General features: G+C 59.1%; 20 protein-coding genes. 14 read left to right on the top strand and 6 right to left on the bottom strand.

The window, feature by feature from the left end:
* Positions 1–99: 99 nt before the first annotated feature.
* Positions 100–435 (top strand): DUF3307 domain-containing protein, encoded by a 336-nt coding sequence (locus phaeop14_RS01845; protein WP_241770559.1) that lies wholly within the window; start codon positions 100–102, stop codon positions 433–435.
* 49 nt (positions 436–484) lie between these two features.
* Here the strand turns inward: phaeop14_RS01845 and phaeop14_RS01840 are convergent, their stop codons facing one another.
* A complete protein-coding gene (locus phaeop14_RS01840) occupies positions 485–955 on the bottom strand; it encodes an Lrp/AsnC family transcriptional regulator (RefSeq protein WP_096788582.1) in 471 nt (156 codons plus the stop codon).
* 139 nt (positions 956–1,094) lie between these two features.
* On the opposite strand from phaeop14_RS01840, the gene phaeop14_RS01835 reads away from it, so the two are divergent.
* Entirely contained in the window at positions 1,095–4,517 is a 3,423-nt protein-coding gene (locus phaeop14_RS01835; RefSeq protein ID WP_096788581.1) for an indolepyruvate ferredoxin oxidoreductase family protein, read from the top strand.
* A 9-nt stretch (positions 4,518–4,526) separates the two neighbouring features.
* On the opposite strand, the gene phaeop14_RS01830 is transcribed toward phaeop14_RS01835, so the two are convergent.
* The 3 genes from phaeop14_RS01830 to phaeop14_RS01820 all read right to left on the bottom strand — a co-directional run bounded on the left by phaeop14_RS01830 (position 4,527) and on the right by phaeop14_RS01820 (position 6,564).
* Positions 4,527–5,192 (bottom strand): TetR/AcrR family transcriptional regulator, encoded by a 666-nt coding sequence (locus phaeop14_RS01830; protein ID WP_096788580.1) that lies wholly within the window; start codon positions 5,190–5,192, stop codon positions 4,527–4,529.
* A 120-nt stretch (positions 5,193–5,312) separates the two neighbouring features.
* Entirely contained in the window at positions 5,313–5,942 is a 630-nt protein-coding gene (locus tag phaeop14_RS01825) for a glutathione S-transferase family protein (RefSeq protein ID WP_096788579.1), read from the bottom strand.
* A 112-nt stretch (positions 5,943–6,054) separates the two neighbouring features.
* Positions 6,055–6,564 carry a class I SAM-dependent methyltransferase gene (locus phaeop14_RS01820; RefSeq protein ID WP_040171083.1) on the bottom strand — a complete coding sequence of 170 codons (510 nt, stop codon included), beginning with the start codon at positions 6,562–6,564 and terminating at the stop codon, positions 6,055–6,057.
* A 276-nt stretch (positions 6,565–6,840) separates the two neighbouring features.
* Here phaeop14_RS01820 and phaeop14_RS01815 point away from each other — a divergent pair, with 276 nt between their 5' ends.
* The 5 genes from phaeop14_RS01815 to phaeop14_RS01795 are packed head-to-tail and all read left to right on the top strand — an operon-like array spanning position 6,841 to position 14,161.
* Positions 6,841–8,619, top strand: a complete 1,779-nt coding sequence (locus phaeop14_RS01815) for an ABC transporter ATP-binding protein (RefSeq protein ID WP_040171084.1) — start codon at positions 6,841–6,843, stop codon at positions 8,617–8,619.
* On the top strand, positions 8,612–10,555 hold the full coding sequence (locus tag phaeop14_RS01810) for an ABC transporter substrate-binding protein (RefSeq protein WP_096788578.1): 1,944 nt from the start codon (positions 8,612–8,614) through the stop codon (positions 10,553–10,555). Before phaeop14_RS01815 ends, phaeop14_RS01810 begins: the two co-directional genes overlap by 8 nt.
* Positions 10,556–10,567: 12 nt before the next feature.
* Positions 10,568–11,596 (top strand): ABC transporter permease, encoded by a 1,029-nt coding sequence (locus phaeop14_RS01805; RefSeq protein WP_096788577.1) that lies wholly within the window; start codon positions 10,568–10,570, stop codon positions 11,594–11,596.
* Positions 11,593–12,747, top strand: coding sequence for an ABC transporter permease (locus phaeop14_RS01800; RefSeq protein ID WP_040180487.1), 1,155 nt, complete (start codon positions 11,593–11,595; stop codon positions 12,745–12,747). Before phaeop14_RS01805 ends, phaeop14_RS01800 begins: the two co-directional genes overlap by 4 nt.
* A gap of 37 nt (positions 12,748–12,784) precedes the next feature.
* Complete coding sequence (locus phaeop14_RS01795) at positions 12,785–14,161, top strand: CoA transferase (protein ID WP_096788576.1); 1,377 nt, start codon at positions 12,785–12,787, stop codon at positions 14,159–14,161.
* A 4-nt stretch (positions 14,162–14,165) separates the two neighbouring features.
* On the opposite strand, the gene phaeop14_RS01790 is transcribed toward phaeop14_RS01795, so the two are convergent.
* Positions 14,166–16,508 carry a mechanosensitive ion channel domain-containing protein gene (locus phaeop14_RS01790; protein ID WP_096788575.1) on the bottom strand — a complete coding sequence of 781 codons (2,343 nt, stop codon included), beginning with the start codon at positions 16,506–16,508 and terminating at the stop codon, positions 14,166–14,168.
* Positions 16,509–16,949: 441 nt separating this feature from the next.
* Here phaeop14_RS01790 and phaeop14_RS01785 point away from each other — a divergent pair, with 441 nt between their 5' ends.
* From phaeop14_RS01785 to phaeop14_RS01755, 7 genes are read left to right on the top strand one after another with little or no spacing between them, the layout of a single operon-like run.
* Positions 16,950–18,161, top strand: a complete 1,212-nt coding sequence (locus phaeop14_RS01785; protein ID WP_192870579.1) for a glycosyltransferase family protein — start codon at positions 16,950–16,952, stop codon at positions 18,159–18,161.
* Positions 18,158–19,417 carry a glycosyltransferase family 4 protein gene (locus phaeop14_RS01780; protein ID WP_096788574.1) on the top strand — a complete coding sequence of 420 codons (1,260 nt, stop codon included), beginning with the start codon at positions 18,158–18,160 and terminating at the stop codon, positions 19,415–19,417. Before phaeop14_RS01785 ends, phaeop14_RS01780 begins: the two co-directional genes overlap by 4 nt.
* Positions 19,414–20,532 (top strand): glycosyltransferase family 4 protein, encoded by a 1,119-nt coding sequence (locus tag phaeop14_RS01775; RefSeq protein WP_338090132.1) that lies wholly within the window; start codon positions 19,414–19,416, stop codon positions 20,530–20,532. The genes phaeop14_RS01780 and phaeop14_RS01775 overlap by 4 nt, the downstream gene beginning before the upstream one ends.
* Positions 20,529–21,119 carry a histidine phosphatase family protein gene (locus phaeop14_RS01770; RefSeq protein ID WP_096788573.1) on the top strand — a complete coding sequence of 197 codons (591 nt, stop codon included), beginning with the start codon at positions 20,529–20,531 and terminating at the stop codon, positions 21,117–21,119. The genes phaeop14_RS01775 and phaeop14_RS01770 overlap by 4 nt, the downstream gene beginning before the upstream one ends.
* Positions 21,116–22,258 carry a glycosyltransferase family protein gene (locus phaeop14_RS01765; RefSeq protein WP_096788572.1) on the top strand — a complete coding sequence of 381 codons (1,143 nt, stop codon included), beginning with the start codon at positions 21,116–21,118 and terminating at the stop codon, positions 22,256–22,258. Before phaeop14_RS01770 ends, phaeop14_RS01765 begins: the two co-directional genes overlap by 4 nt.
* A complete protein-coding gene (locus phaeop14_RS01760) occupies positions 22,255–23,013 on the top strand; it encodes a polysaccharide deacetylase family protein (protein WP_096788571.1) in 759 nt (252 codons plus the stop codon). The genes phaeop14_RS01765 and phaeop14_RS01760 overlap by 4 nt, the downstream gene beginning before the upstream one ends.
* Entirely contained in the window at positions 23,014–23,493 is a 480-nt protein-coding gene (locus tag phaeop14_RS01755; RefSeq protein WP_014879105.1) for a class I SAM-dependent methyltransferase, read from the top strand.
* 74 nt (positions 23,494–23,567) lie between these two features.
* Here the strand turns inward: phaeop14_RS01755 and phaeop14_RS01750 are convergent, their stop codons facing one another.
* Positions 23,568–24,710: an alpha-D-ribose 1-methylphosphonate 5-triphosphate diphosphatase gene (locus tag phaeop14_RS01750; RefSeq protein ID WP_096788570.1), complete on the bottom strand. Its 1,143-nt coding sequence runs from the start codon at positions 24,708–24,710 to the stop codon at positions 23,568–23,570.
* Between the last annotated feature and the right edge of the window lie 28 nt (positions 24,711–24,738).

Raw genomic sequence — 24,738 nt, 5'->3', positions numbered from 1 at the left:
CGTAAGCTTTCAGAGCTCGCGACACAAAATGAGGCCGTTCCTTTGTCAGATCCTCTCGCATCCCTGTTGGGATTGCTCTGCCTGCTTCAGATCAAGCACATGTTTGCCGATTTTTATCTGCAGACGCCTAAAATGCTGTCAGGCCGCGGGGAATATCTGCATGCGGGGCGCGCGCAACATGCTGGGGTTCATGTATTGGGGTCGATCATCGCCTTTGTGATTATGGGGGCACCGGTCGGGTTTGTTCTGATTATCTGCGCACTGGAATGGGTCGCCCATTTCAATATCGACTATTGCAAGGCCTGCTATTCCAAGCGCAAAGAGTTGGCGCCCGATATGGCTGTCTATTGGCGTGCAATGGGGACCGATCAGGCGCTGCACCAGCTCACCTATCTGGCGATGGCAGCGGCCTGGGCCCATGTGAGTTTCGGTTAGATCTCCCCGGAGTCGAGCGGCGCACACCCCGTCACCAATTCGGCCCGTCCTAGGGCGCCACGGGTTCGTCGCGTTTAATCGTCCGCAGAACAACATTTGTCTGCGCGCTGGCCACCGCAGGCAAGCGGAACAAAAACTCTTCCAGAAATCGGTTGTAGGCGTCCAGATCAGGCGCCAGCACGCGCAGGTGATAGTCTGACTGCCCAGTGGTCGCATAACATTCCTGAACCAGACGGCTGGTTTCCACCGCCCTGATGAAATCTGCCAGCTTATCACGATCATGACGTGTCAGCTGGACATGGACGATGGCATGAAACCCCAGTCCCATCGCCTTTGAATTCACAACGGCACCATAGCGTTCGATGATGCCATCCTCCTCAAGCATACGCACCCGCCGCCACAGCGCTGAGGTGGACATGCCGACTGCGTCAGCCAGATCCGCATTCGACATCCGCGCATCCTGCTGAAGGAGTGTCAGGATGCGGTGGTCACGCTCATCCAGCACCAATTCATCACTCATGGCAATTTTTTCCAGATTACCTCACCTGATGGTACGTATATTCACTTTTTGGTCTGCGAACAAATAATCTGGCACACATTTTCTACATGACCGGGTTATTCTTTCAGATGATAGCCACTTTGATGCAAGGGATGCCTCCATGACCCAGCTCAGCCATGATTTCCGCAGCTACCAGCTGGATGACCGATATGAGTATACCAAAGGCCGCGTTTTCCTGACCGGCACACAGGCACTCGCACGGGTCATGTTGGATCAGGCCCGGCGCGACAAGTCTGCGGGATTGAACACGGCGGGTTTTGTCTCCGGGTACCGCGGGTCGCCGCTGGGTGGAGTTGATCTGGAATTCTGGCGCAGTCGCAAACGCATGGATGCGCACAACATCACCTTCATGCCTGCCGTCAACGAAGATCTAGGCGCAACTGCTGTTTTGGGCGCGCAGCAAGCCATTCTCGGCCCTCACTGTGAGGTCGAGGGCGTGTTTTCCATGTGGTATGGCAAAGGACCGGGTGTCGATCGATCCGGCGATGCTCTGAAACACGGGAACGCCTATGGCTCATCAGAAAAGGGCGGCGTGCTGGTGGTTGCGGGCGATGACCATGGCTGTGTCAGCTCCTCCATGCCCCATCAATCCGATGTGGCCTTCATGTCGTGGTTCATGCCGGTCCTGAACCCTGCCGATGTCTCTGAGTTTCTACAATTCGGCGAATATGGCTTTGCGCTTTCGCGTTACTCCGGCACGTGGGTCGGATTTAAGGCCGTTTCGGAAACCGTGGAAAGCGCCCGTTCGGTGGACCTGCGCCCGGACCGCAATTTCACCTACCCGGAGCTGCCGGACTACCCAGGTGGCCTGCATATTCGCCGCTCCGATCTCCCCTCTCCCGAGATCGAAACCCGGATCCATGCCAAACTGCGTGCGGTACGTGCCTTTGCCGAGGCCAACCCGATTGATACCCGGATCTATGACCTGCCAAAAGCGACGTTCGGGTTTGTGACCACTGGCAAGGGGCACCTCGACCTGATGGAAGCACTGCGGTTGCTTGGCCTTGATCAGGCCGCCTGCAAGCGTCTGGGCATTGATATCTACAAGGTTGGCATGGTCTGGCCGCTCGCTCGAACGGAGGCGCTGCGCTTTGTGAAGGGCAAACAGGAGGTTCTGGTTGTCGAGGAAAAGCGCGGTATTATCGAAAGCCAGTTCAAGGAATACTTCTACGACTGGCCTGGCGATAAACCGGAACGGATGGTTGGCAAACATGACAGCCAGGGCAACCCGCTGATCCCTTGGACGGGTGAGCTGTCCCCTCTGACCTTGGTGCCGATTGTTGCAGAACGGCTGAACCGGTTTTTCCCGGAGGAAAACCTGCTGGATCGGGCGAATGCGCTGACCGCGCATCCACCCCGATTGCTGAATGTGCCGGGTGCCACCCGTACGCCCTATTTCTGCTCGGGCTGCCCTCACAATACCTCGACCAAACTGCCCGAAGGCAGCAAAGCAAATTCCGGTATCGGTTGTCACGTTATGGCGAGCTGGATGGACCGCGACACCGCTGGCTACGCCCAGATGGGCGGCGAAGGGGTGCCCTGGACAGTCGCCTCCAAATTCAATGGCGGCAAACATGTGTTTCAGAACCTTGGTGAGGGGACGTGGTATCACTCTGGTTCGCTGGCCATTCGTCAGGCGGTCGCGGCCAATACGAATATCACCTACAAGATTCTCTATAATGACGCCGTTGCAATGACGGGCGGTCAGCCGGTAGATGGCCCAGTGAGTGTCTCAGGCATCGCCCAGACCTGCCGCGCCGAAGGCGTTGACCGGATCGCATTGGTGTCGGACAATATTGAGAAATTTTCCAAGTCAGAGTTCCCGGCAGGCACCAGCTTTCATGATCGAAGCGACATGGACAGTGTCCAGCGCGAACTGCGCGAGATCCCGGGCGTCACTGTCCTGATCTACGAACAGACCTGCGCCACTGAAAAGCGCCGCCGCCGCAAGCGCGGCACGATGGAGGACCCCAAGCGTTTTGCCTTCATCAATGATCTGGTCTGCGAGGGCTGTGGCGATTGCTCTGTGGAATCCAACTGTCTGAGCGTTGAGCCAAAAGAAACACCCTTTGGCCGCAAGCGTAAAATCAACCTCTCCAGCTGTAACAAGGATTTCTCCTGCCTGAACGGCTTCTGCCCCAGCTTTGTGACCGTCGAGGGCGCAACGCGACGCAAGAAAGAAGTCGCTGCACTCGATGCTTCGGCGTTGACCGCAGATCTGCCACCCCCAGCTCTACCGTCACTGAAAGAGCCGTTCGATCTTCTGGTGACAGGTGTTGGTGGCACCGGAGTGGTCACCGTAGGTGCGCTGATCACAATGGCGGCCCATCTGGAGGGCAAAGGTGCCAGCGTGCTGGATTTCACCGGCTTTGCGCAGAAGTTTGGCACAGTGTTGGGCTATATTCGCCTGTCCAATACACCGGATGCGCTGCATCAGGTGCGCATCGACCAAAGTGCCGCAGACGCCGTCATCGGCTGTGATGTGGTCGTCAGCTCTGCGCCCAAAGCCTCCTCCCATTATCGCGCGGGCACCAAGATGGTACTGAACCGCGCCGAAATGCCGACAGGCGATCTGGTCCTACGTCGAGATGCAGACCTGATGGCCAATCTGCGTGAGAAATCCATCTCAGATGTCATCGGTGCGGACAACCTGTCAGGGTTCAACGCAAACGAGGCGGCTGAGACCCTCCTTGGTGATGCGGTTCTGGCCAATGTGATGATGCTTGGCTTTGCTTGGCAGAACGGGTTGGTGCCCGTGAGCCTCGGCGCGTTGGATCAGGCAATTGTGCTCAACGGGGTTGCCATCGAGAAAAACCGCCTGGCCTTCGCCATCGGGCGTGCATTTGCCCACGACCCTACGCGCCTGTCCGAACTTTATGATGAAGCAGAAGCCCCTGAGGAAACGCTGGCAGAACTGATTGAACGGCGCGCCACCTTCCTGACCGGGTATCAGGACGTCGCCTATGCACAGTCCTATACCGCCCTGCTGGAGACGCTGCGCAACGCGCTCCCCGCAAGCGGGTCAGACGCCCTGATGACCGCCGCGGCGCGATCGCTGTTCAAGCTAATGGCCTACAAGGACGAATTTGAGGTGGCCCGTCTGCTAAGCGACGAAAGCTTCAAACATCAGCTTGAAGCCGAGTTTGATGGCGACTTTCGAGTGAATTATCATCTCGCGCCGCCGCTTCTCAGCCGGAAGACAGATGCGCGCGGACGTCCTCAGAAAATGCAGTTCGGTTCTTGGATGCGCCCCGCGCTGCGCCTTCTCGCCAAGGGGCGCCGCATGCGTGGCAGCCGTTGGAATCCATTTGGGCGCCACGAAGAGGCGCGTCTGCACTGCGACTTGCTGACCTGGTATCAGGCCATCATCACCACCGCCACGGAGCGCTATTCACCTGAGCATCATGACGTCTGGCTGAAAGTGCTGAGCGCCCCCATGGATATACGGGGTTATGGTCCTGTCAGGATGGCGGCGGCTGAAAAGGTCAAAGCCGAGGTCAACACCCAGCTGGAGTCGCTTTGATATCACCGGTCAAGGGCGCCAGAATTCTCTGGCATAGTCCGCAAATTCGGCCAGCTCTTCGGGGCTGGCTGCTTGCCCTGTGAACACTTCCAAATAGGCACCGGTCATACTGAGCCGCTGGTCATAGGGCTCATTCAGGCCTGCCATGTCGTATCCCAGCTGCATATAGTAGAGCACCTTCGCCCGCGTCTCCGCGTCGCGTTCCGCGTAGTCATAGCGCCGGAACATCGCCGTCAGCGCGTCGATCCGCCGGGCATCAGACATATCCAGAATATTGCGTACATGACCGGATCTGCGCGCCCAGTCACGCACCGCGAAATCCAATGCCGTGTTGAACAGCTGCGGATTGGCGGTGCAGCGAAACACATTCAGCACTGCCGCCGCAATGGTTTCAGCCGGTGCCTCAGCCTGACCGATCATGCCAATCGTATTGGTCTTTTCCCAGCTGGCCAGCAGCGCGTCGAGCAGATCCTGTCGTGATTTGAAGTACCAGTAGAACGAGGAGCGCGACACGCCCATCCGCTCAGCCAGGGCCAGCACCTTCACCTGTTCCACCCCATCGGTGATAAGAACATCCATGGCAACATTTAGCCAATCCGCGCGGGTGACCTTGATGTTGCCAACCAGCGGAGCGGCATCTGGATCGTCACGATGCAGAACGGGTTTATCTGCCATATCAGGCCCCTGCTTTATTGGATCGAGAACGCGGCAGAGCAGCCACAGAAAGCGCCCTCAATCTGCCGCTGTTTTCGGCCACTGTCCATCCATGCGCCAGACGCCTCTTCCAGAGAACGCCTAAAGTTGAGCGCTGGGTCGCGCGGCGATCCGGTCGTACCATCCACGGGTGGCAGTATTCCCCTCAGGGATACGCATTTTGATAACGCGCGCGAAATCGACAAACACAAACGCAGCGATATCGGCAAGGGTCAGATGATCCAGCGCCACAAAGGTGCTTTGCTGCAATCGTGCCTCCAACAGATCAAAGAACTTCTGCGTTCGACTACGACCCCGTTCTGCCAACTCAGGGATCTGCGCATGGTTTTCCGGGCCGGGAATGGCCCGATGGGCAAAGGCCGGGTGGCTATTGCGCAATGCCTCGGCAATGGGCAGCCCACCCTGCGCCTCGACAATCGCATGCCACATCAGGACCTGCCCCTTTTCCTCAGGTGTGCGCCCCATCAAGGGGGGCTCAGGGTGCAATGCTTCCAGATAGGCTGCGATCCCTAGATTCTCGGTCAAGATCAGCTCACCGTCGGTCACCAGCACCGGCAGCGTCGCCTGCGGGTTGATGGCGCGGAATTCCTCGGACATCTGCTCCCCCTTGGCGATGGAGATGTCCCGCGTTTCGATGTCCAAACCTTTTTCCGCGATGAACATCCGCGCCCGCCGCGGGTTGGGTGCAGTACTGCAGTCGTAGAATATCATCGTGTCACCTCTTGCCAGTGCCCATCATCCCGGATCAGCCTAGGTTGGTTATTGCTGATGAGGCCAGAGAAACCCAACGTCGTTAAGAGCAGTGCGGCAAGGCGAAGACGTGTCAGGCAGTTCGACGGTAGATGAAACAGCGCCCCGGTACAGCTCCCTCCGGCAACGGCTGTTCCGCCAGCGTGTCGAAATACATCCGGTCAGAGGACACCATCAAACCATCGATCGCCAGCAGCGGTTCAATCAAAGGTGAAATCATCCTAGCAAAGGTGTCGTTTTTTTCCCGGTTGTGCCCGCCCAGATCCGCATGGATCAGGCTGGCGCCCGCAGGAAACCGGGTTCGCGCCGCAGGCAGAGTCTCGCGGACATCACCGAGAATGGTCAAATGTTCTGCAGGGGTGCTGTCCGGGTGCGATGCCACCGCCCGTTCAAACACATAAACATCACGATCTCGGATACGCTCCCGCATGTGGTGAAAGGTGCGCCCGTTGCCCAGGCCCAATTCGAAAACCGGTTCGCTCCTGCCCGCTGTCTGCGTGATTGCCGCATCCAAGCAGGCCCGTTGGGAGACCATCCGGTCGATAAAGAGATCCAGACGGGTGGTGGTGTTCTGCTCGCTCATGGCATTCTCCCCTTGGGTAACGATTGGCGCCATAAGGCGGCCTGCCGCGACAGCTGTGCCAGAGATTGTCGCGAATGTGTAGCATCCTATCGATAGGTGTTCGGGCGCTACAGCACGAGGTTTAGCCGCTCTCATACGCTCAAATTTTCGACATCGATCTTTAGCGGATGGAAATGGGATTTGACTATTGCCCCAGTGGCGCGCGACAGTGGGCGAAAAAACAGGGGATATGGAACCGCTATGCAAGCGCCTCAACGGCTTGGTGGCTTAGGCTAAATGACGCCTCTGCTGTCTGTCGAAAACCTCAGTATCGGATTTGGCCAGGGCGACCCGGTTGTACAGGACGTGAATTTTTCCGTCGCTGCCGGAGAAACCGTTGCCCTTGTCGGCGAAAGTGGGTCCGGCAAAACTGTGACCTGCCGCGCCGTTCTGCGCATTCTGCCAAAGGCCGCGCAGATACGGCATGGCCGGATGCTGTGGCGCGGTGTCAATGGCGGTGCAGAGCGGGATCTGCGGCTCCTTGGCGAGCGGCAAATGCGCGATATTCGCGGCAATGAGATCGCGATGATCTTTCAGGAACCCATGCGCTCGCTTTCGCCGCTGCACCGGATTGGTAACCAGGTTGCCGAAGTCCTTTGGCTGCATGGCGGAAAAAGCGAAAGCGCGGCCAAGCGCGAGGTTCTGACCTGTTTTGAACGTGTGGGCTTCCCCGATCCCGAACGCACCTACAAATCCTACCCGTTTGAGCTGTCCGGCGGGATGCGCCAGCGGGCGATGATTGCGATGGCTATGGTGGCCAAACCTGATTTGCTGATCGCGGACGAGCCGACCACCGCGCTGGATGTGACAACACAGGCCCAAGTCCTTGGACTGATGAAAGATCTGCAGCGCGACACGGGCATGGCCATGATCCTGGTAACCCATGATCTGGGTGTGGTCGCCAATATGGCCGAACAGGTCGTTGTCATGCACAAGGGCCGCGTAATGGAGGCCGGCAGTGCGGAAACCGTTCTTGGCGCGCCAGCGCATCCCTATACCCAAGCTCTGTTCAAGGCAGCACCGCAAATCCCCGAAACGCCTGAACCTGTCACCCCGGTGCCAAGCGACGACCTGATCCTTGAGCTGCGGAATGTCTCCAAAACCTATGCATTGCGCGCAGGCAAAGGCTGGTCAGCCCCGACCCTTATTCACGCCTGCAAGGAACTGAACCTGGCGTTGCCGCGCGGCAAAACACTGGCGATTGTTGGCGAAAGCGGTTCCGGAAAAACCACTGCTGCCCGCATCGCACTGGGTGCCGAAATGCCCGATCCTGGCGGCGAGGTGCTGTTCAGGTCTGCATCCGACGCGACACCGATTGCCGTTCACGATATGAACCGCAGCAGTCGGACGACGTTTCAAAAAGCTGCACAGATGGTGTTTCAGGACCCCTATTCATCCCTGTCGCCGCGCATGCGGGTTCAGGATGCCATGGTCGAGCCGATGGAGATCCATGGTCTGGGCAACCGCAGCAGTCGCCGGGATCGCGCTGCTGAGATGTTGCGATTGGTGGGGTTGCAGCCAGAGATGTTGCTGCGATATCCGCATGCGTTCTCCGGTGGTCAGCGGCAGCGACTGTCCATTGCACGTGCGCTGATGCTGGATCCATCACTGATTGTCTGCGACGAGCCGACTTCAGCGCTGGATGTCTCGGTTCAGGAACAGATCCTGCGCCTGTTGGAGGATATTCGCGACCAACAGCAGCTCTCCTACCTCTTTATCAGTCACGACCTCGCTGTTGTGGCCCGCATTGCCGACGAGGTTGCAGTGATGCGTCGTGGTATGGTGGTGGAACAGGCACCGCCTGAAACGCTGTTTTACAACCCGCAGCATCCCTACACAAAGGCACTGATTGCCGCCCAACCAGAGCCAAGCATTACGCGCCCGATCAACCTCAAATTGGTCGCCCAGGGTGCCGGATCACCCGACAGCTGGCCCGATCGCTTCAAATTCTCTGGCATCACGGCCCCGCCTTTGGTGCATGTGGAACCCGGACATAAGGTACGATGTCATGTTTAATCTGCGCCAATCCCTGAAGACCCTCGCAACTGGCGCGTTTTTGGCCCATGTTCTGCCCCTTGCCATAGCCTCTTCTGCTATCGCCAATCCGGCAGCGTTGGTCGAAAGCGGATTTTGGGAGCAGGAGGTCAAATCCGGCGACCTGCCACCGATTGCCGAGCGCCTGCCCGAAGTGCCATTGGTGGTCGATCTGGAAGCCAAGGGGCGTCAGCCCGGTATTCAGGGCGGTACCCTCAACACGATGGTCACTCGATCCAAAGACATCCGGCAGATGGTTGTCTATGGTTACGCCCGGCTGGCGGGCTACGACGAAAACTACCAGCTGCAGCCCGATATACTGCTGGACTTCGAGGTCGAGGACAATCGACGGTTCACGCTGAAACTGCGCCCCGGTCATCGCTGGTCGAACGGAGACCCGTTTACCTCAGCCGATTTTGAGTATTGGTGGAAAGACGTGGCAAATAACCTGCTGCTCAATCCCACAGGCGCACCAGACTACCTGAAAGTGGATGGCGCCCTACCAACGGTCAGCTTCCCCGATGAAACAACCGTAATTTACGAATGGGCGGCTCCCAATCCAAGCTTCCTACACAGCCTCGCACAGGCCAGCCCGCCGTTTATCTACCGCCCGTCCGCCTATCTGAAACAGTTTCACGCAGACTATGCGGACGCCGCAAAACTTGCCGAGGAGGTCGACTACGCCCGGGTCAAAAGCTGGGCCGCGCTGCACAACAAGCTCGACAATATGTACAAGTTCGACAATCACGAATTGCCGACCCTTCAGCCCTGGATCAACGCCACCTCAGGCAAGAAAATCCGGCATCTCTTCGTTCGCAACCCCTATTATCACCGTGTCGACAGCCGTGGCGTTCAGCTGCCCTACATCGACACGGTCGAGATGGAAATTGTGGCAGGTGGGCTGGTCGCGGCAAAAACCAATGCCGGTGAGGCAGATCTTCAGGCCCGCGGCCTCGGCTTTCGCGACATTCCGATCCTGCGCAAGGGCGAAAGCGATGGCGCTGACTACAAGACCTACCTCTGGGGCAATGGCACCGCGTCGCAAATCGCCATCTATCCCAATCTCAACGTCAACGACGACCAGTGGCGCCAGGTGCTGCGTGACACCCGTGTTCGCCGCGCATTGTCCGTGGCAATCAACCGCGCAGGTATCAACAAGGCGCTGTATTTCAAGCTGGCAAAGCCCGGTGCCATGACGGTTCTGGAGGCCAGCCCCTTCTTTGACCCCACCCTCCGCGCGGCTTGGGCACAATATAATCCTGAGCTCGCCAATCAGCTGCTGGATGAGGCCGGGCTGACCGAGCGCGACGGCTATGGCATTCGCAAACTCCCCGATGGCAGACCGATGGAACTGGTTGTGGAAACGGCCGGGGAGCGGCAGGAGGTCGAAAACGCTTTGCAGATCATCTCGGACGATTGGCGCGATGTCGGTGTCAAACTGGTGATGCGTCCGCTGGATCGTGACATCCTGCGCAATCGGGTGTTTTCCGGCACCACCATGGCGTCCGTCTGGTATGGCTGGGACAATGGCCTGCCACAGACCTACACCTCGCCTGCGTATCTGGCACCAACGGATCAGGTGTTTCTGTCCTGGCCAAAATGGGGCCAGTACCACCAGACCGGTGGCGATGTTGGCGAGGCTCCCGACCTTGAACCCGCGCAAAGGCTCATGACACTCTGGCATGACTGGGAAGCGGCCAAGACCGATGAAGAGCGAACACGCGCCTGGCAGGAAATGCTGAAGATCCACGCGGATGAGGTCTACGCTATCGGCCTCGTCGCTGCGGCACCGCAACCGGTTGTGGTCAGCAACCGACTGCGCAATGTACCGCAAAAAGGGATCTGGGCATGGGATCCCGGCGCCCATTTTGGCATCTACCGCCCGGATGAGTTTTTCTTCGAAGATGGCAAGGGCTGAGGGGCCGCGTTAATGGAGATCCTGCGCTACGCCATCTACCGGTTTGGAACCATGTTGCTGACGCTGCTGGTGGTGTCTGTGCTGATTTTCATCATCATCAACCTGCCTCCGGGTGACTACCTGTCTAACCAAATCGCTGAGCTGCGCGCCTCCGGCCAGTCCTCCGGCGTAGAGAAGGCCGAATTTCTGCGAAAAGAATATGCCCTGGATCGCCCCCTTTGGCAGCAATATATGATCTGGATGGGGTTTATGCCCGGCCCACACGGGTTTTCCGGTATGATACAGGGCAACTTTGGCTGGTCTTTTGAATTTGACCGGCCGGTTGCCGAAATCGTTGGTGAGAGCCTCTGGCTGACGGTGCTGGTCAACGTTGCGGCAGTGTTGTTTGTCTATCTTGTCGCGCTTCCGTTGGGCGTTTTGGCAGCGGCCCGATCACGCACCTGGGTAGATTACACCTCCGCCTTCGTGGGCTACCTTGGGCTTGCCACGCCAAACTTCCTATTGGCACTGATCCTCTTTTATTACGGGCATAAATATTTCGACCTGCCCATAGGCGGGCTAATGGATCCCTCCTATGAAGGCGAACCCATGACCTGGGACAAGGTGAAGTCCATCCTGATCCACCTGATCGTGCCAACCTTCGTCATCGGTACCTCTGGTGCGTCCGCCATGATGCAGCGCCTGCGTGCCAATATGCTGGACGAACTGGGCAAACCCTATGTGGAAACCGCCATCGCAAAAGGGATGGCCCCGGCACGAATGCTCAGCAAATATCCCCTGCGCGTGGCGTTCAATCCCTTTGTTGCGGATATTGGCAATCTGCTGCCCGCAATGATCTCCGGTTCGGTTCTGGTCTCTGTCGTTCTGGGCCTGCAGACCATCGGCCCAACCCTGCTGACTGCTCTTAAGACACAGGATATGTTCCTCAGCGGGTTTGTTCTGATGTTCGTTGCGCTGCTGACGCTGATCGGCACCATGATTTCCGATGTGTTGCTTGTCATGCTGGATCCCCGCATCCGTTATGAGGAGCGCAAGCGATGAGCACACAGCCCGACAATCGCTATGTCGACACCACCCCCTATGATCCGGATGCAGCCCTGCAAGAGCTGGAGCGCAAGGATCTGGATGCCCCCAATTGGGTTCTGATCTGGCGCAAATTCAAAACACACAAACTGGGCCTAACCTCAGGTATCTTCCTGCTGGTCTGCTATCTGCTGCTTCCGGTCATTGGTTTCATTGCGCCATATGGGCCAAACGATCGCGACAGTGAGCATATCTATTCGCCTCCGCAGTCCATCAATCTGTTTCACGAAGGCAGTCTTCGCGCGCCGTTCATCTATCCGATGACCTCGGAGGCGGATCTCGAAACCTTCCAATGGATCTTCAAACCCGATCTGGAGAACCCACAGTCGCTACGGTATTTCTGTGAGGGCGCGACTTACAAGATTGCTGGGCTGATCCCCTCCAACACGCATCTTTTCTGCGCGCCCGAAGGGGCCACGCTCTTCATCTGGGGATCCGACCGTTTGGGCCGCGATGTCTTCAGCCGCATTCTCTATGGCGCACAGCTTTCCCTCACCGTAGGTCTGATCGGTATCACCGTCTCCTTCATTCTGGGCATCTTCTTTGGCTCTCTGGCCGGATATTTCGGTGGCAAACTGGATTGGACGATCAACCGTATGATCGAAATCCTGCGGTCCCTGCCAGAGCTGCCATTGTGGCTGGCGCTCTCGGCTGCTGTGCCCTCCAACTGGTCACCTGTTGCGGTGTTTTTTGTGATCTCTATCATTCTTGGCATTCTCGACTGGCCGGGTCTTGCGCGCTCAGTCAGGGCAAAATTCTTGTCCTTGCGAGAAGAAGAATATGTGCGCGCAGCCGAAATGATGGGCGCGTCGTCAGGGCGGGTCATTCGCAAACATCTGCTACCGAATTTCATGTCGCATCTGATTGCCTCAGCCGCACTCTCGATCCCAGCGATGATCCTGGGGGAGACGGCCCTGTCGTTCCTCGGCCTTGGTCTGCGCGCGCCTGCGGTAAGCTGGGGGGTCATGCTTAACGATGCACAGAACCTTGCCTCGATAGAAATCTACCCCTGGACCGCTATTCCGATGCTCCCAATCATCGTTGTTGTGCTGGCGTTCAACTTCCTAGGCGATGGGCTGCGTGACAGTCTGGATCCTTATCAGCAATAAGCCACGCCGGTCTAACAACCACCAAAAAGGGGCGGCAATGCGCTATCTTCCCGACCACGACATGTTCCGCGTGATCCCCGGCGATCACTGGCCAAGCTGCTATGCTGTTTCGGAGTTGGCCAACCGCTCGCTGGCGGCGGTCGGGGTCGCCCTCGCAGAATTGATGAAGGCCACAAATCTCACCGCAGGTGCGCTGCCAATCACCCTAGATCAACGCCGTGCCGCGCTGTGGTTTCGCTACAGTTTTCGTCCTGAGGGCTGGGAGATGCCCAATCTCTGGGATCCTCTGGCAGGTGACTATCGCACCGCTGATGGATGGATCCGCCTTCACACCAACCTGCCCCATCATCGCGCGGCTGCGCTGAATGTTCTGGGCTGCAACCCCGAGCCGGAAGCCGTTCGCGACGCAGTTGCACAACAGCCGGGCGATACGTTGGAACAGGCTATTGTTACCGCAGGCGGCGTTGCCGCAGCCATGCGCAGCGCCGCAGAGTGGCAAACCCATCCGCAAGGGCAGGCTGTCGCATCGGAGCCGCTGATCGCATGGAGCAATGCCCGCCCTACTCACATGCGAGAGCGGCCCGAAGCCACACCGGAGCGACCTTTGGCAGGGCTTCGGGTACTGGACCTCACCCGTGTTCTGGCAGGTCCAGTGGCGACGCGAACCCTGGCGGCGTTTGGTGCGACGGTGCTGCGGATCGACCCGCCGGGATGGGATGAGCCCGGTGTTCTTCAGGATATTTCACTGGGTAAACAGATGTCAGCCCTGGACCTGCGCTCCGAACAGGGACGTGATCAATTCGAAGCCCTGCTGGCAAAGGCTGACGTGCTGGTGCATGGTTTTCGTCCCGGCGCGCTTGAGGGGCTGGGATACGATAATGCAAGACTGCGAAAGCTCACTCCGAACCTGATTGATGTGCGGCTAAATGCCTATGGCTGGAGCGGCCCATGGGCCAAACGCAGAGGCTTTGACAGCCTCGTACAGATGAGCAGCGGCATCGCGGAGCGCGGACAGCATTGGATAGCGGGCGGGCAAATCACGCCTGATACATCCGCCAAGCCAGTACCACTGCCCGTTCAGGCGTTGGACCACGCCACCGGCTATCTGATGGCTGCCGCTGTGTTGAATGCTCTGACCAAGGCCAGCCAGGGCGATCCCGTCGGAGATGCCCGCCTGTCCTTGGCCCGCACCGCTGATGCGCTTGCGACCCTGACAGAGCATCACGGTGACGACAGCTCCCCGATTGGCCCGCTCATGGGCGCGGCAGATGCGGATTACTCCAACCAGATTGAGCTAACGAGCTGGGGGCCGGGGCGCCGGTTGCTGCCGCCATTGAAGGTTGGTGAAACCCCGATGCGCTGGGACCAGCCTGCAACAGCCGCAGGTACTGCCGCACCAGTCTGGCCCGCATAAGACGTTAGCGGTCGTCTCCCCCGCCATCGTTCACATCCATCAGATCCTCATCAATAGCGGCCTGAACCGCGCCGACTGCGAGATCACGCTTATCCTTCGGCGCCTGATCTGCTTGATCTTCCGCCAAACGCACGGTGACCTCACGGTGGGCAAATTTGACCCCTTCACGAGCAAAGAGGTCGCGGATTTCCTGAAACACTTTCTTGCGCACGAGCCATTGATCACCGGGTTTGGTCATGAATTTGACCCGGATGATCATCGCGGAATCCTGCATTTCGATCACGCCCTGCGACTTCAGGGGCTGGATGAATGTGTCACCGATCACCGGATCATCCAGCAATTCCTGTCCCAGTTTCTTGATCAGCTTTCGCACCTTTTCGACGTCGGTGTCATAGGTCACCCGCAGCGGCAGCTTCATCATGACCCAGTCACGAGAATAATTGGTCAGCACCCGGATTTCCCCAAAGGGGATGGTGTGCAAGGCTCCCAAGTGATGCCGCAGCTGAAACGAGCGAACAGAGATGCGTTCAACCGTGCCTTTGACATCGCCGATATCGATGTATTCGCCTTTGCGGAAGGCGTCATCGACCAAGAAAAACGCACCCGAGAAGATATCCCGCACCAGCGTTTGTGAACCGAAGCCAACGGCAAGGCCAACAACACCGGCACCGGCAAACAGCGGGCTGACGTTGATCCCCAGTTCCAACAGGACGATCAGGGTGATGGACACCACGACAACCGCGAGAATGGCGCCCCGAAACAGGGGTAACAAGGTGGCAAGCCGGCTGGCCCCACCGGCACCACCTTCGTCGCCCAACTCACCGACGGGCACATCTCCGACCTCTTCGTCGATCTTGCTGTCGATCCAGATCCGGGCGATGTGATAGACGATGTAGCCGATAAACAGGATCACGATGATGTCGCTCACCCGGGACAGTCGGGAGTTCTCCATCCAAGCGGCCTCAGGATTCCAGATGGCAACCATTGCGAAGAAACCGACGGTGAACGCTAAAATACCCGCTATTCGACGCGCGAGATCTTCGAAGGTGGCAACCGGATGCCGCTGCTGCGGCGCGATTTCAATGGCATCGCCATCAGAGACGGCGTCATCCTCGTCGCTACCGGCAGCACTCTCAACTGGAGCCCGCCGCCGCGTCCGGTTGAAGAAACGCTCAATCACATAGTTGATGATACCGTAGACCACGAGGATCGAGGTTAGAACCGAGTAGCTCCCAGCCATCAGAGGCAGCGACATATCGCGCTCAAGCACCAGATCGAAGGCCAATTCCAGCCAGCCGAAGATGATGTAGATCACCAGAACCGGCGCCCAGACCACAGACAGAAGCCGGACCAGCCATGAGCAGGCCTCGGGCGGGCGGCCTGCGCGGATTGCATTGGAAATCGCGCGGGCGTTGATCACCACCATCAAAAGGTTACCCAAAGTGCCCACCAGCGCCAGCACGCCGTAGACAAGCGCATAAACATTGTAGTTCAGGCCGAAATCCCCGACCCAGGTGGCAAAAAGCACTGAACAGATGTCGTAGGTCGCTAGCACAGAGGCCCAGACGTAAAGGCGCCTTGCATCCCGATCCGAAAAAACGGGGATGCGGTATTGGCTCAGGTAGGGGGACAGCACCATCCGCCACAAATCCGAGACCGATCTGGACAGGAAGAACGCGGTGTAGATGGCGGTAACGGTGAACTTCACCGATGAATTCCCGGACGATCCGAAGATCAGGTAGGACGTCAACAGCGCAAAGGCCATGGCCACAATGGTTCCGACCACGCCCATGAGAAAGCGAAATACCAGAAACGGCATTTTGTCCTGATAGCCCTCGGGGTTCTCCTTGATCCGTGCCACCACATGCTTCTTGGCAATCCGTTTGCCGTAGATCTCCACCGAGACCCAACGGCCGATAAACAATAGGAACAGACTCCAGCCAAGCACCTTCACATAGGTGATAATGCGGCCGTCCGGGCTGGTCTGCCGCAGAATGTACTGCACTTCGAATATCGAATAGGGCATCGCTTCAAGGCGACTTTCCAAGGCAGCGCCGAATTGCTCGACCTCGGATTGTGCCTTCATCAGCGCCGAGGCGCCGTCCATCTGATCTGTCGCAGGAACCGGGGTGGCGTCGGTCGGTGTATCCGAGGGGGAGACAAGTTTCCCACGCCCATCCACGATGATCACGCCAACCCCGCTATCAGCCGCCTGTTCGATCGCTCTAGCCAGATCATCTTCGCTGGTGGAAGCCGTGGCCTGCGCCAGTGCTTCAGAGGTACCGCTGACCGCAAAGGAGAGCGCCACGATCAAGCAGATAAGAAATTGCGATACCAGTCGCCGCATACGCACCACCTCTGAAATTGTAACCATTTCTTCACCAAGGCCGCAAAACGGTGAAAATATCAAGTCTTTGCACGGTTACATGGATGAAGAGGCCGGGATTATTGCAGCCCTTCAGCGCTTGATTGCAACTTATGCCTCTGCGCGTTATAGAAAATTCAGCGTACCGCGTGAGACGCAAGGACGGGACGGGGCCGACGGGCGCCATAGGCCGCCTTCCACGTTTTGGCCGGACGCAGAAACGATCTGTGCCTTGGCCCGTAGCGTGTCAGGCTGAGCAACCTGAGGCGACACTATGCTGAGGCGGACCCTGGCCAAGCCAACACGCACAGCCGCTGATGCGGGGGGTGGACAGATGTGTCCAATCATCCGCTGCGACGGCAACCTGCGAGATCATGCCGGTGCCGCCACCACCCTTCCCTCTCTCCAGACGCAGGCCCAGCTATGACAGCCAACGCCCCCTCCAGCGCCCTTCGCGGGGCGCGTGTCATGCTCTACAGCCACGATACCTTCGGGCTGGGCCATCTGAGGCGGTCGCGGGCACTGGCAGGCGCGATCACCCATGCTGATCCGACAGCCTCAGCGTTGATCTTGACCGGTTCTCCTGTGGCGGGACGCTTTGCGTTTCCCTCGCGGGTTGACCATGTGCGACTGCCCGGCGTGATCAAACGCTCGGACGGTTCCTATGCGTCGCGCACGATGGGTATGTCGATTGAAGAGACCACATCTCTGCGCGCCGGGCTGATCCGTTCAACCGCGCTGCAATACGCCCCCGATGTGCTGATCGTTGACAAGGAACCGACAGGGTTTCGCGGGGAACTGCTGCCAACCCTCGATGAGTTGAAGTCCAATGGAAACACACAGCTGATCCTTGGGTTGCGCGACGTGCTGGATGAACCGGAGGTCTTGGCCGCTGAATGGGCGCGCAAGGACGCAGTTGCGGCCACCGAACAGTTTTACGATGAGATCTGGGTCTACGGCATCCGCTCCGTTTACGACCCGACAGCCGGGCTGCCGCTCAGCTCTGAGGCGCAGGCGCGCATGCACTGGACCGGGTATCTGCGCCGCGATCTGGGTGATCTGGGCACACCACCCGAGCAACCTTATGTGCTGATTACTCCCGGCGGTGGTGGTGACGGCGCGATGATGGTGGATCTCGTGCTGACCGCCTATGAACGGGATCCGGACCTGGCGCCGCGCGCGATGCTGGTCTACGGCCCGTTTCTGTCCGGCGACACCAGAACCGAATTCGAGACCCGCGTGGCCGCGCTTGACGGTCGGGTCACCGCGGTAGGTTTCGAATCCGAGATCGAAACCCTCTTTGCAGGCGCTCAAGGGGTTGTCTGCATGGGCGGTTACAACACGTTCTGCGAAGTGCTCTCCTTTGACAAACCCGCCGTTATCGTTCCGCGCACCACACCGCGACTTGAGCAATGGATCCGGGCAAGCCGCGCCGAAGAACTGGGACTGACAGCGATGCTCGACGAACGCCGCGACGGTTGGACGCCTGAGGCAATGATCCGGGCCATTCGCGCGCTTGCCGATCAGCCGCCCCCCTCCGCTGCGATCCCGGACGGCTTGCTGGACGGGCTGGACTACGTGACCGACCGTGTCGATGCGCTGCTGCATGGCACCAACGGAAAGGCTGCCGAATGACTACCGGATCAACCGGGCCATCCCGCCCGCCCCTTGCCGTTGTTGTAAAAGGCTGGCCACGTCTTTCTGAAACCTTCATTGCGCAGGAGCTGGTCGCGTTGGAAGCGGCAGGTCATCAGTTCGAGATCTGGTCTCTGCGCCATCCCACAGACGTGAAACGCCACCCCCTGCACGAAAAACTGACTGCGACGGTCCATTATCTGCCGGAGTATCTCTATCAGGAGCCAGATCGCGTTTGGGCCGCGCGGGATCAGGCCAAAACAATGCCTGGCTACCAGACGGCCTATCGGATTTGGCGCGAAGATCTGCGTCGCGATCCAACCCGCAACCGAATTCGCCGCTTTGGTCAGGCCTGTGTTCTGGCTGCTGAAATGCCCGGTGCGGTGCTGGGTCTCTACGCCCATTTCCTGCACACGCCGTCTTCTGTCGCGCGCTACGCGGCAATTATGCGCGGCCTGCCGTGGAGTTTTTCGGCCCACGCCAAGGACATCTGGACCTCCCCTGATTGGGAACTGCAGGAGAAACTGGCGGCCAAGAGCCATGGGGCCACCTTTGGTGCGACTTGCACCGGATTTGGCGCGAAGCACCTGCAAAACATGGCAGACCGCAGTGACCGCGTTGATCTGATCTACCACGGGCTTGACCTGTCACGGTTCCCCTCGCCCCCGCAGCGTAGATGGCGCGCACCGGGCGATCCACTACACCTGATGTCAGTGGGGCGGCTGGTCGAAAAGAAAGGCTTTGACCGGTTGATCGGTGCGCTGGCGCTTCTGCCGAAAAGTATGGATTGGCATTGGACCCATATCGGCGGTGGGGACATGCGGGATTTGTTGCAGGGTATCGCCGAGGACGTCGGGGTCGCGGACCGCATCACTTGGCGCGGCGCCTGCGATCAGCCCGAGGTGATCGCCGCCATGCGCGCCTGCGATCTGTTCGTCCTGCCCAGTCGTATTGCTCGTGATGGTGACCGGGACGGCTTGCCCAATGTGCTGATGGAAGCCGCCTCCCAGCGTCTGCCGATCCTGTCCACGGCAGTATCAGCTATCCCGGAGTTCATCGAAAGCGGCACCCATGGCCTGCTCAGCGAGGACACGCCGGAGGCTTTGGCTGAAGCCATCCTGACCCTCAGTCGGAACCCCGAGCAGGCGGCCCGCATGGCAGAGGCTGCCTTGGGTCGGTTGCGCAGCGATTTCGGGATGGACCCCGGTATAGCACGCCTGTCGGAACGGCTGACCCTCATGATGCAAAACGCATGACGCTTGGCCAGGGCCGAACTATAGCCTTTTACGCGCCAATGAAATCGCCGCGCCATCCGATCCCCTCCGGCGACCGCGAAATGGCGAGAAACCTGATGGGGTTGCTTTCTGACTCTGGCGCGGTGGTCACATTGGCCAGCGAACTGCGGATCTTCGACAACTCAGGCGATGTAGAGCGTCAGGCAATTCTGCGCGCCAAGGCGGCGCAGGAAGTCGACCGCATCTGTACCGAGATAGCAACGGCGCCAAAAGCGGAGCGACCGGATCTCTGGCTGACCTACCACAACTATTACAAAGCGCCCGATCTAATCGGACCAACCGTCGCCCGACGACTTGCGATCCCCTATGTGCAAGTGGAGTCGACGCGAGCCAAGAAGCGCCTGTCGGGTCCTTGGTCCGAGTTTGCCCAAGCCGCCCATGACGCAGCGGACGTAGCCTCTGTCATTTTCTATCTGACACAGCGGGACCACCAGACATTGTTGCGGGACAGGTATCGCGATCAGCATCTGGTTCACCTGCCGCCGTTTCTGCCGGATCACCGATTGCCGGAGCCCAGTGACCGGTCCGGCGCCATGCTGTGTGTCGGTATGATGAGGGAAGGTGACAAACTCAGGTCTTATCGCCTTCTTGCCGATGCGCTGGCTCAGGTGTCGCGACCATGGCGACTGGATATCGTCGGAGACGGCCCGGCCCGATCCGAGGTAGAGCAGATGATGTCGCGCTTTGGCAACAAAGTGCGTTTTCTGGGGGAGTTGGACCGGGACGCCTTGGGCATGTTCTATAGACAAGCCTCCATCTTTGTCTGGCCTGGCGTCAACGAGGCATTCGGGATGGTTTATCTGGAGGCCCAGTCCCACGGGGTTCCGGTCCTGGCACAAGATCGCCCGGGCCTGCGTGACGTTGTCACCAGGTGGGAGCTCCCTGCACTCACACCGCAACCGAACAGCGGATCCGAGGGGTATGCACAAGCACTGATACAGGTACTTGATAATCCCGCCCTGTGTGACCGACAGGCGAGCCGTATTCGCAGCCGGATCGCAGACCGGCACCTTGCACCGGCGGCCGCACAACGTTTGTGGTCAACACTTTCACCCTTGCTGGAGATCCCATCATGATCAGGCTTGCTCTCTTGCGCCACGGCCACACCGATTGGAACCGCGCCGGCCGCATACAGGGGCGCAGTGACATCTCGCTGGACGACACTGCCCGCGCTGAACTTTCCGCGCAGTCCCTCCCCGCGCCATGGGATCGGGCGTCCCTCTGGTCCAGCCCCCTTAAACGCGCGGCTGAAACCGCGAAGCTGGTCGCAGGGCGCCCGCCTAAAACCAGCCCAGTCCTGATTGAAATGAACTGGGGCGACTGGGAAGGGCAACACGGCAAGGAGCTTAAATCCGATCCAACCAGCGGGTTTCGCGACATTGAAAATTGGGGGTGGCACTACCGCCCGCCCGGTGGGGAAACCCCGCAGGAGGTCTGGGAGCGGATCTCCCCTTGGCTTGCGCATCTGACAGAAGACACCGTTGCAGTCTGCCATATCGGCATCATGCGGATGATCCTCGCCCGGGCTCATGGCTGGAATTTTGACGGCTCCGCCCCGTTTCAGATCAAGCGCAATCGATTGTTCGTAGTGGAGATTGATGGCAACGGCACGCTCACGCCCATTGCCGACCCAGTGCGCCTCAGCAAACGGGCTGCGGAATGAAAGTTCTGATTGCCGTGACGCATCTATTGGGCACAGGACATCTGTCCCGTGCCCTGACGCTGGGTCGTGCCTTCGCCGCTGCCGGGCATCGGACCTATGTGGTATCGGGCGGCGGACCCGCACCTCACCTTGATCACAGCGGCGTTGATCTGATCCAGCTGCCGCCGCTGCGCTCTGACGGCGTGGCGTTTAACAGATTGCTGGCTCCAACCGGCGAGCTGGCGGACGATACCTATCTCAACAATCGTGTTGAGCAGCTCTGCGATACACTTCGAGATGTCGAACCCGATATCCTGATCACCGAGTTGTTCCCCTTCGGTCGGCGCAGCCTGAAGCGGGAGTTTCTGGCACTTTTGGATACGGCCAACACTCTGCCCAGCCCCCCGGTCATTCTGGCATCAATACGCGACATTCTCGCACCACCTTCAAAACCCAAGAAGGCGGAGGATGCCGCTACTGTCCTGACGACACATTACGACGGCGTGCTGGTGCATTCCGACCCGCAGGCCACCCGGTTGGAGGCCTCATGGCCGGTGACACCCGAAATCTCGGAGAAACTTCACTACACGGGATACGTTGCTCCAGCTGCGCCGGTGCCGCATCCTGAGGGTGTTGGCAAAGGCGAGATCCTTGTCAGCGCCGGTGGCGGCAGCGTTGGGTCTGCACTTTATCGGGTTGCTGCAAAAGCCGCCAAATTGCGACCTGCCCTGCGATGGCGCATCCTGATAGGCGGAAATAATGCAGCGGAGGAAATCGCGCATCTAAAAGCGAAGGATGGCGAGACGGATGCTATTCTGGAGCCAGCGCGGCCAGACTTTCGCCAGATGCTGCAGGGCGCTGCCGCCTCAGTCAGCATGTGCGGCTACAACACCGCACTGGACTTGCTGCAGACGGGTGCGCCTGCGGTGATTGTTCCCTTTGATGCGGGCAACGAAGTTGAGCAATCTCTGCGTGCCGCCAGTCTCACCCCACTCGACGGCATCACCTCTCTGGCTGCCGCCGATTTGACGCCGGAGATGCTTTGCGCGGCATTGGATGATGTCATCTCCGCCCCTGCCCGACCGACGGATGGCTTCCGGTTTGACGGCGCCGCCCGAACGGTAGAGATTGCGTGCAACTTGGTAAAGGAGCGTGCATGACACCGGATTGGACCAGTTTGGACCGCGAGCTTTCTCGATGGCAGGACGATGGGTTGATCCTGCCAATCTGGTGGCGCGACGACGACGCTATTGCCCCCACGCCCCAGTTGGACCGACTGATTGAGCTGTCAGAACGCCTGGCCCTGCCCGCCCATCTTGCGATTGTTGCGCGTGATGCCACGCCCGCCCTTGCCGCCCGGATGGCGCAAGAGGATAGATTGGTGCCCGTCGTGCATGGCTGGGCGCATGAAAACCACGCAGGCACCGGTGACAAGAAGGCGGAATTTGGCACCCACCGTCCAATCGACGATGTGTTGGAGGACGCTGAAAATGCTCTGAACCGGTTGCGCGACCTGTTGGGTGACCGGCTGCGACCCATGTTTGTCCCGCCCTGGAACCGGATAGATCCCGACGTCGAACCCTGGCTCGCGGGGTTGGGCTACAGCGCCCTGTCGACCTTCACCCCGCGCCGCCGGGCAAAAGCGGCACCGGGGCTCTGGCAGATCAACACCCACCTCGACCCGATTGACTGGAAGGGCTCGCGCGGGCTTGTAGCGCCAACGCTGCTGCTGTCACAGCTGGTGACACAGCTTGCCGCGCGTCGTAAGGGGCACGCCGATGTCGCCGAACCCTACGGCATCCTGACCCATCATCTGGTGCAGGATGATGCGACCTGGGGATTTTGCGAGGATGTGATGCGGCGCCTGCTGGATGGTCCGGGGCGCGCCTGGGTATTTGATGAAAGGATTATCTGAATGAGCCGCTTGGATTCCATGCTGCGCCGTCTGACCGCGCAGCGGGATGGGCTGAATTGGGCCGCAGAGCAGGTTCGCAACCTTGCCGGGGATGTGCTCGACATCGGTTTGGGCAACGGGCGCACCTATGATCACCTGCGCGAAACACTGCCGGACCGGCGGGTTCGCGTTATTGACCGGGTGCTGCAATGCCACCCCTCCTGTGTGCCGCCAGAGGCTGATTTCCTGCAAGGCGAGGCCCGCCCGATGCTGGACAAGCTGGCACAGGAACGCAGCCCGATCATATTGGCCCATTACGACCTTGGTTTTGGTGTGAAAGAAAAAGACATTGCCGAAGCCGCCGCTCTGTCCCCGGCGATTGCGGCTGTGATGGCACAGGGAGGGATCATCGTTTCTGGTCAGCCCCTCGTCGGATTTGATGAGCTGGACGGCCCGCAAGGGATACCTCCTGGGCGCTATCTTTTCTATCAGGTGAGATGAGAGCCCCGCGATGCTCGAAAAAAAACGCCCCGGAACAGTCCGGGGCGTTTTTTGTTGCATCTTACACCCTAGGATCAGGCGACACGATTGCCACGCGACCAGACCGCACCCAGCGCTGGAACGCCAGCCCGCATTCGAAAGCGGATCAAATCCGCCCGCTTGCCAATGTCGATACGCCCACGATCCGTAAGATTAACCGCATCCGCCGGGGCCGAAGTGACCGTTGCCAGACCACGCGCAAAATCGCCCCAGAGTTCGCCAAGCTGCGCTGCCGCCAGCAACAGGGCCGCAGGCACATAGTCCGAGGACAACACATCAAGGAGTTCCAGCTGTGCCAGATCCTTGGCTGCGACATTGCCGGAATGCGATCCCCCCCGGATCAGGTTAGGTGCCCCCATCATCACCTTGATACCATGGTCGTGACAGGCCCGCGCGGCCTCTACCGTGGTGGGAAATTCCGCCAAATGGATACCGTGACCGGCGGACACCGCCACCTGCTCTGCGGTTGTATCATCATGACTTGCCAGGACCGCACCAAAGCGGCGCGCGGCCTTCACGGCCTCCACCTCGTGCAGATCACCGTAGGTGTCGCGCATGCGCTTCAACCCGGCGACATGCGCCTTGAAACCATCGTCGTCAAAGCCGTGCTTGCCTTTGACATAGGCTTCCAGCTTCGACATATCACGGAACTGTCTCTGCCCTGGAGTATGATCCATCAAGGAGACAAGGCCGACACGGTCGGCCTCACCAAATTCGTTCAGCTCATCAACAAGCGTCTCAGAACAGACTTCGGCGCGCAGATGCAGGAAATGGCTGATTTTCAGCGCATCCTGCTCGCGCAACTCAAGCAGCTCGCTTGCAAGGCTGCGCGCATATGCACCATATCGGGATTCCGCCGCTTTGATGGAGCCCACCCGCATCGCATCGAAAACTGTGGTGATACCGGTGCCTGCCAGCTCAGCATCATGTGCGATAATCGCTGCGGCGTGGGGCCAATCTACCTTGGGGCGGGGTTGGATATGGCGTTCCAGATTATCCGTGTGCAGTTCCACAAGACCAGGGCAAAGATAATCACCGTCAAGATCAACAGCGCCCTTGGGAACGGATGCGCCATCCGCAATGTCAGTGATCACCCCCTCTGTCAGGGTAATGGAGCCGACGCGGGTTTCACCGGGAAGGACAAGAGTGGCATTGGCAAGGATCAAAGGTTCTGTCATCTGAATTTCACACAATTTGAGCTATAGA

Source organism: Phaeobacter piscinae (genome assembly GCF_002407245.1).
GTDB classification, from domain to species: Bacteria; Pseudomonadota; Alphaproteobacteria; order Rhodobacterales; family Rhodobacteraceae; genus Phaeobacter; species Phaeobacter piscinae.
This window is presented reverse-complemented; position numbering and strand designations above follow the sequence as displayed.

Coding starts and splice junctions, on each gene's coding strand:
- phaeop14_RS01845 (WP_241770559.1), top strand. CDS start 100: ATGTTTGCCGATTTTTATCTGCAGACGCCTAAAATGCTGTCAGGCCGC.
- phaeop14_RS01840 (WP_096788582.1), bottom strand. CDS start 955: ATGAGTGATGAATTGGTGCTGGATGAGCGTGACCACCGCATCCTGACA.
- phaeop14_RS01835 (WP_096788581.1), top strand. CDS start 1,095: ATGACCCAGCTCAGCCATGATTTCCGCAGCTACCAGCTGGATGACCGA.
- phaeop14_RS01830 (WP_096788580.1), bottom strand. CDS start 5,192: ATGGCAGATAAACCCGTTCTGCATCGTGACGATCCAGATGCCGCTCCG.
- phaeop14_RS01825 (WP_096788579.1), bottom strand. CDS start 5,942: ATGATATTCTACGACTGCAGTACTGCACCCAACCCGCGGCGGGCGCGG.
- phaeop14_RS01820 (WP_040171083.1), bottom strand. CDS start 6,564: ATGAGCGAGCAGAACACCACCACCCGTCTGGATCTCTTTATCGACCGG.
- phaeop14_RS01815 (WP_040171084.1), top strand. CDS start 6,841: ATGACGCCTCTGCTGTCTGTCGAAAACCTCAGTATCGGATTTGGCCAG.
- phaeop14_RS01810 (WP_096788578.1), top strand. CDS start 8,612: ATGTTTAATCTGCGCCAATCCCTGAAGACCCTCGCAACTGGCGCGTTT.
- phaeop14_RS01805 (WP_096788577.1), top strand. CDS start 10,568: ATGGAGATCCTGCGCTACGCCATCTACCGGTTTGGAACCATGTTGCTG.
- phaeop14_RS01800 (WP_040180487.1), top strand. CDS start 11,593: ATGAGCACACAGCCCGACAATCGCTATGTCGACACCACCCCCTATGAT.
- phaeop14_RS01795 (WP_096788576.1), top strand. CDS start 12,785: ATGCGCTATCTTCCCGACCACGACATGTTCCGCGTGATCCCCGGCGAT.
- phaeop14_RS01790 (WP_096788575.1), bottom strand. CDS start 16,508: ATGCGGCGACTGGTATCGCAATTTCTTATCTGCTTGATCGTGGCGCTC.
- phaeop14_RS01785 (WP_192870579.1), top strand. CDS start 16,950: ATGACAGCCAACGCCCCCTCCAGCGCCCTTCGCGGGGCGCGTGTCATG.
- phaeop14_RS01780 (WP_096788574.1), top strand. CDS start 18,158: ATGACTACCGGATCAACCGGGCCATCCCGCCCGCCCCTTGCCGTTGTT.
- phaeop14_RS01775 (WP_338090132.1), top strand. CDS start 19,414: ATGACGCTTGGCCAGGGCCGAACTATAGCCTTTTACGCGCCAATGAAA.
- phaeop14_RS01770 (WP_096788573.1), top strand. CDS start 20,529: ATGATCAGGCTTGCTCTCTTGCGCCACGGCCACACCGATTGGAACCGC.
- phaeop14_RS01765 (WP_096788572.1), top strand. CDS start 21,116: ATGAAAGTTCTGATTGCCGTGACGCATCTATTGGGCACAGGACATCTG.
- phaeop14_RS01760 (WP_096788571.1), top strand. CDS start 22,255: ATGACACCGGATTGGACCAGTTTGGACCGCGAGCTTTCTCGATGGCAG.
- phaeop14_RS01755 (WP_014879105.1), top strand. CDS start 23,014: ATGAGCCGCTTGGATTCCATGCTGCGCCGTCTGACCGCGCAGCGGGAT.
- phaeop14_RS01750 (WP_096788570.1), bottom strand. CDS start 24,710: ATGACAGAACCTTTGATCCTTGCCAATGCCACTCTTGTCCTTCCCGGT.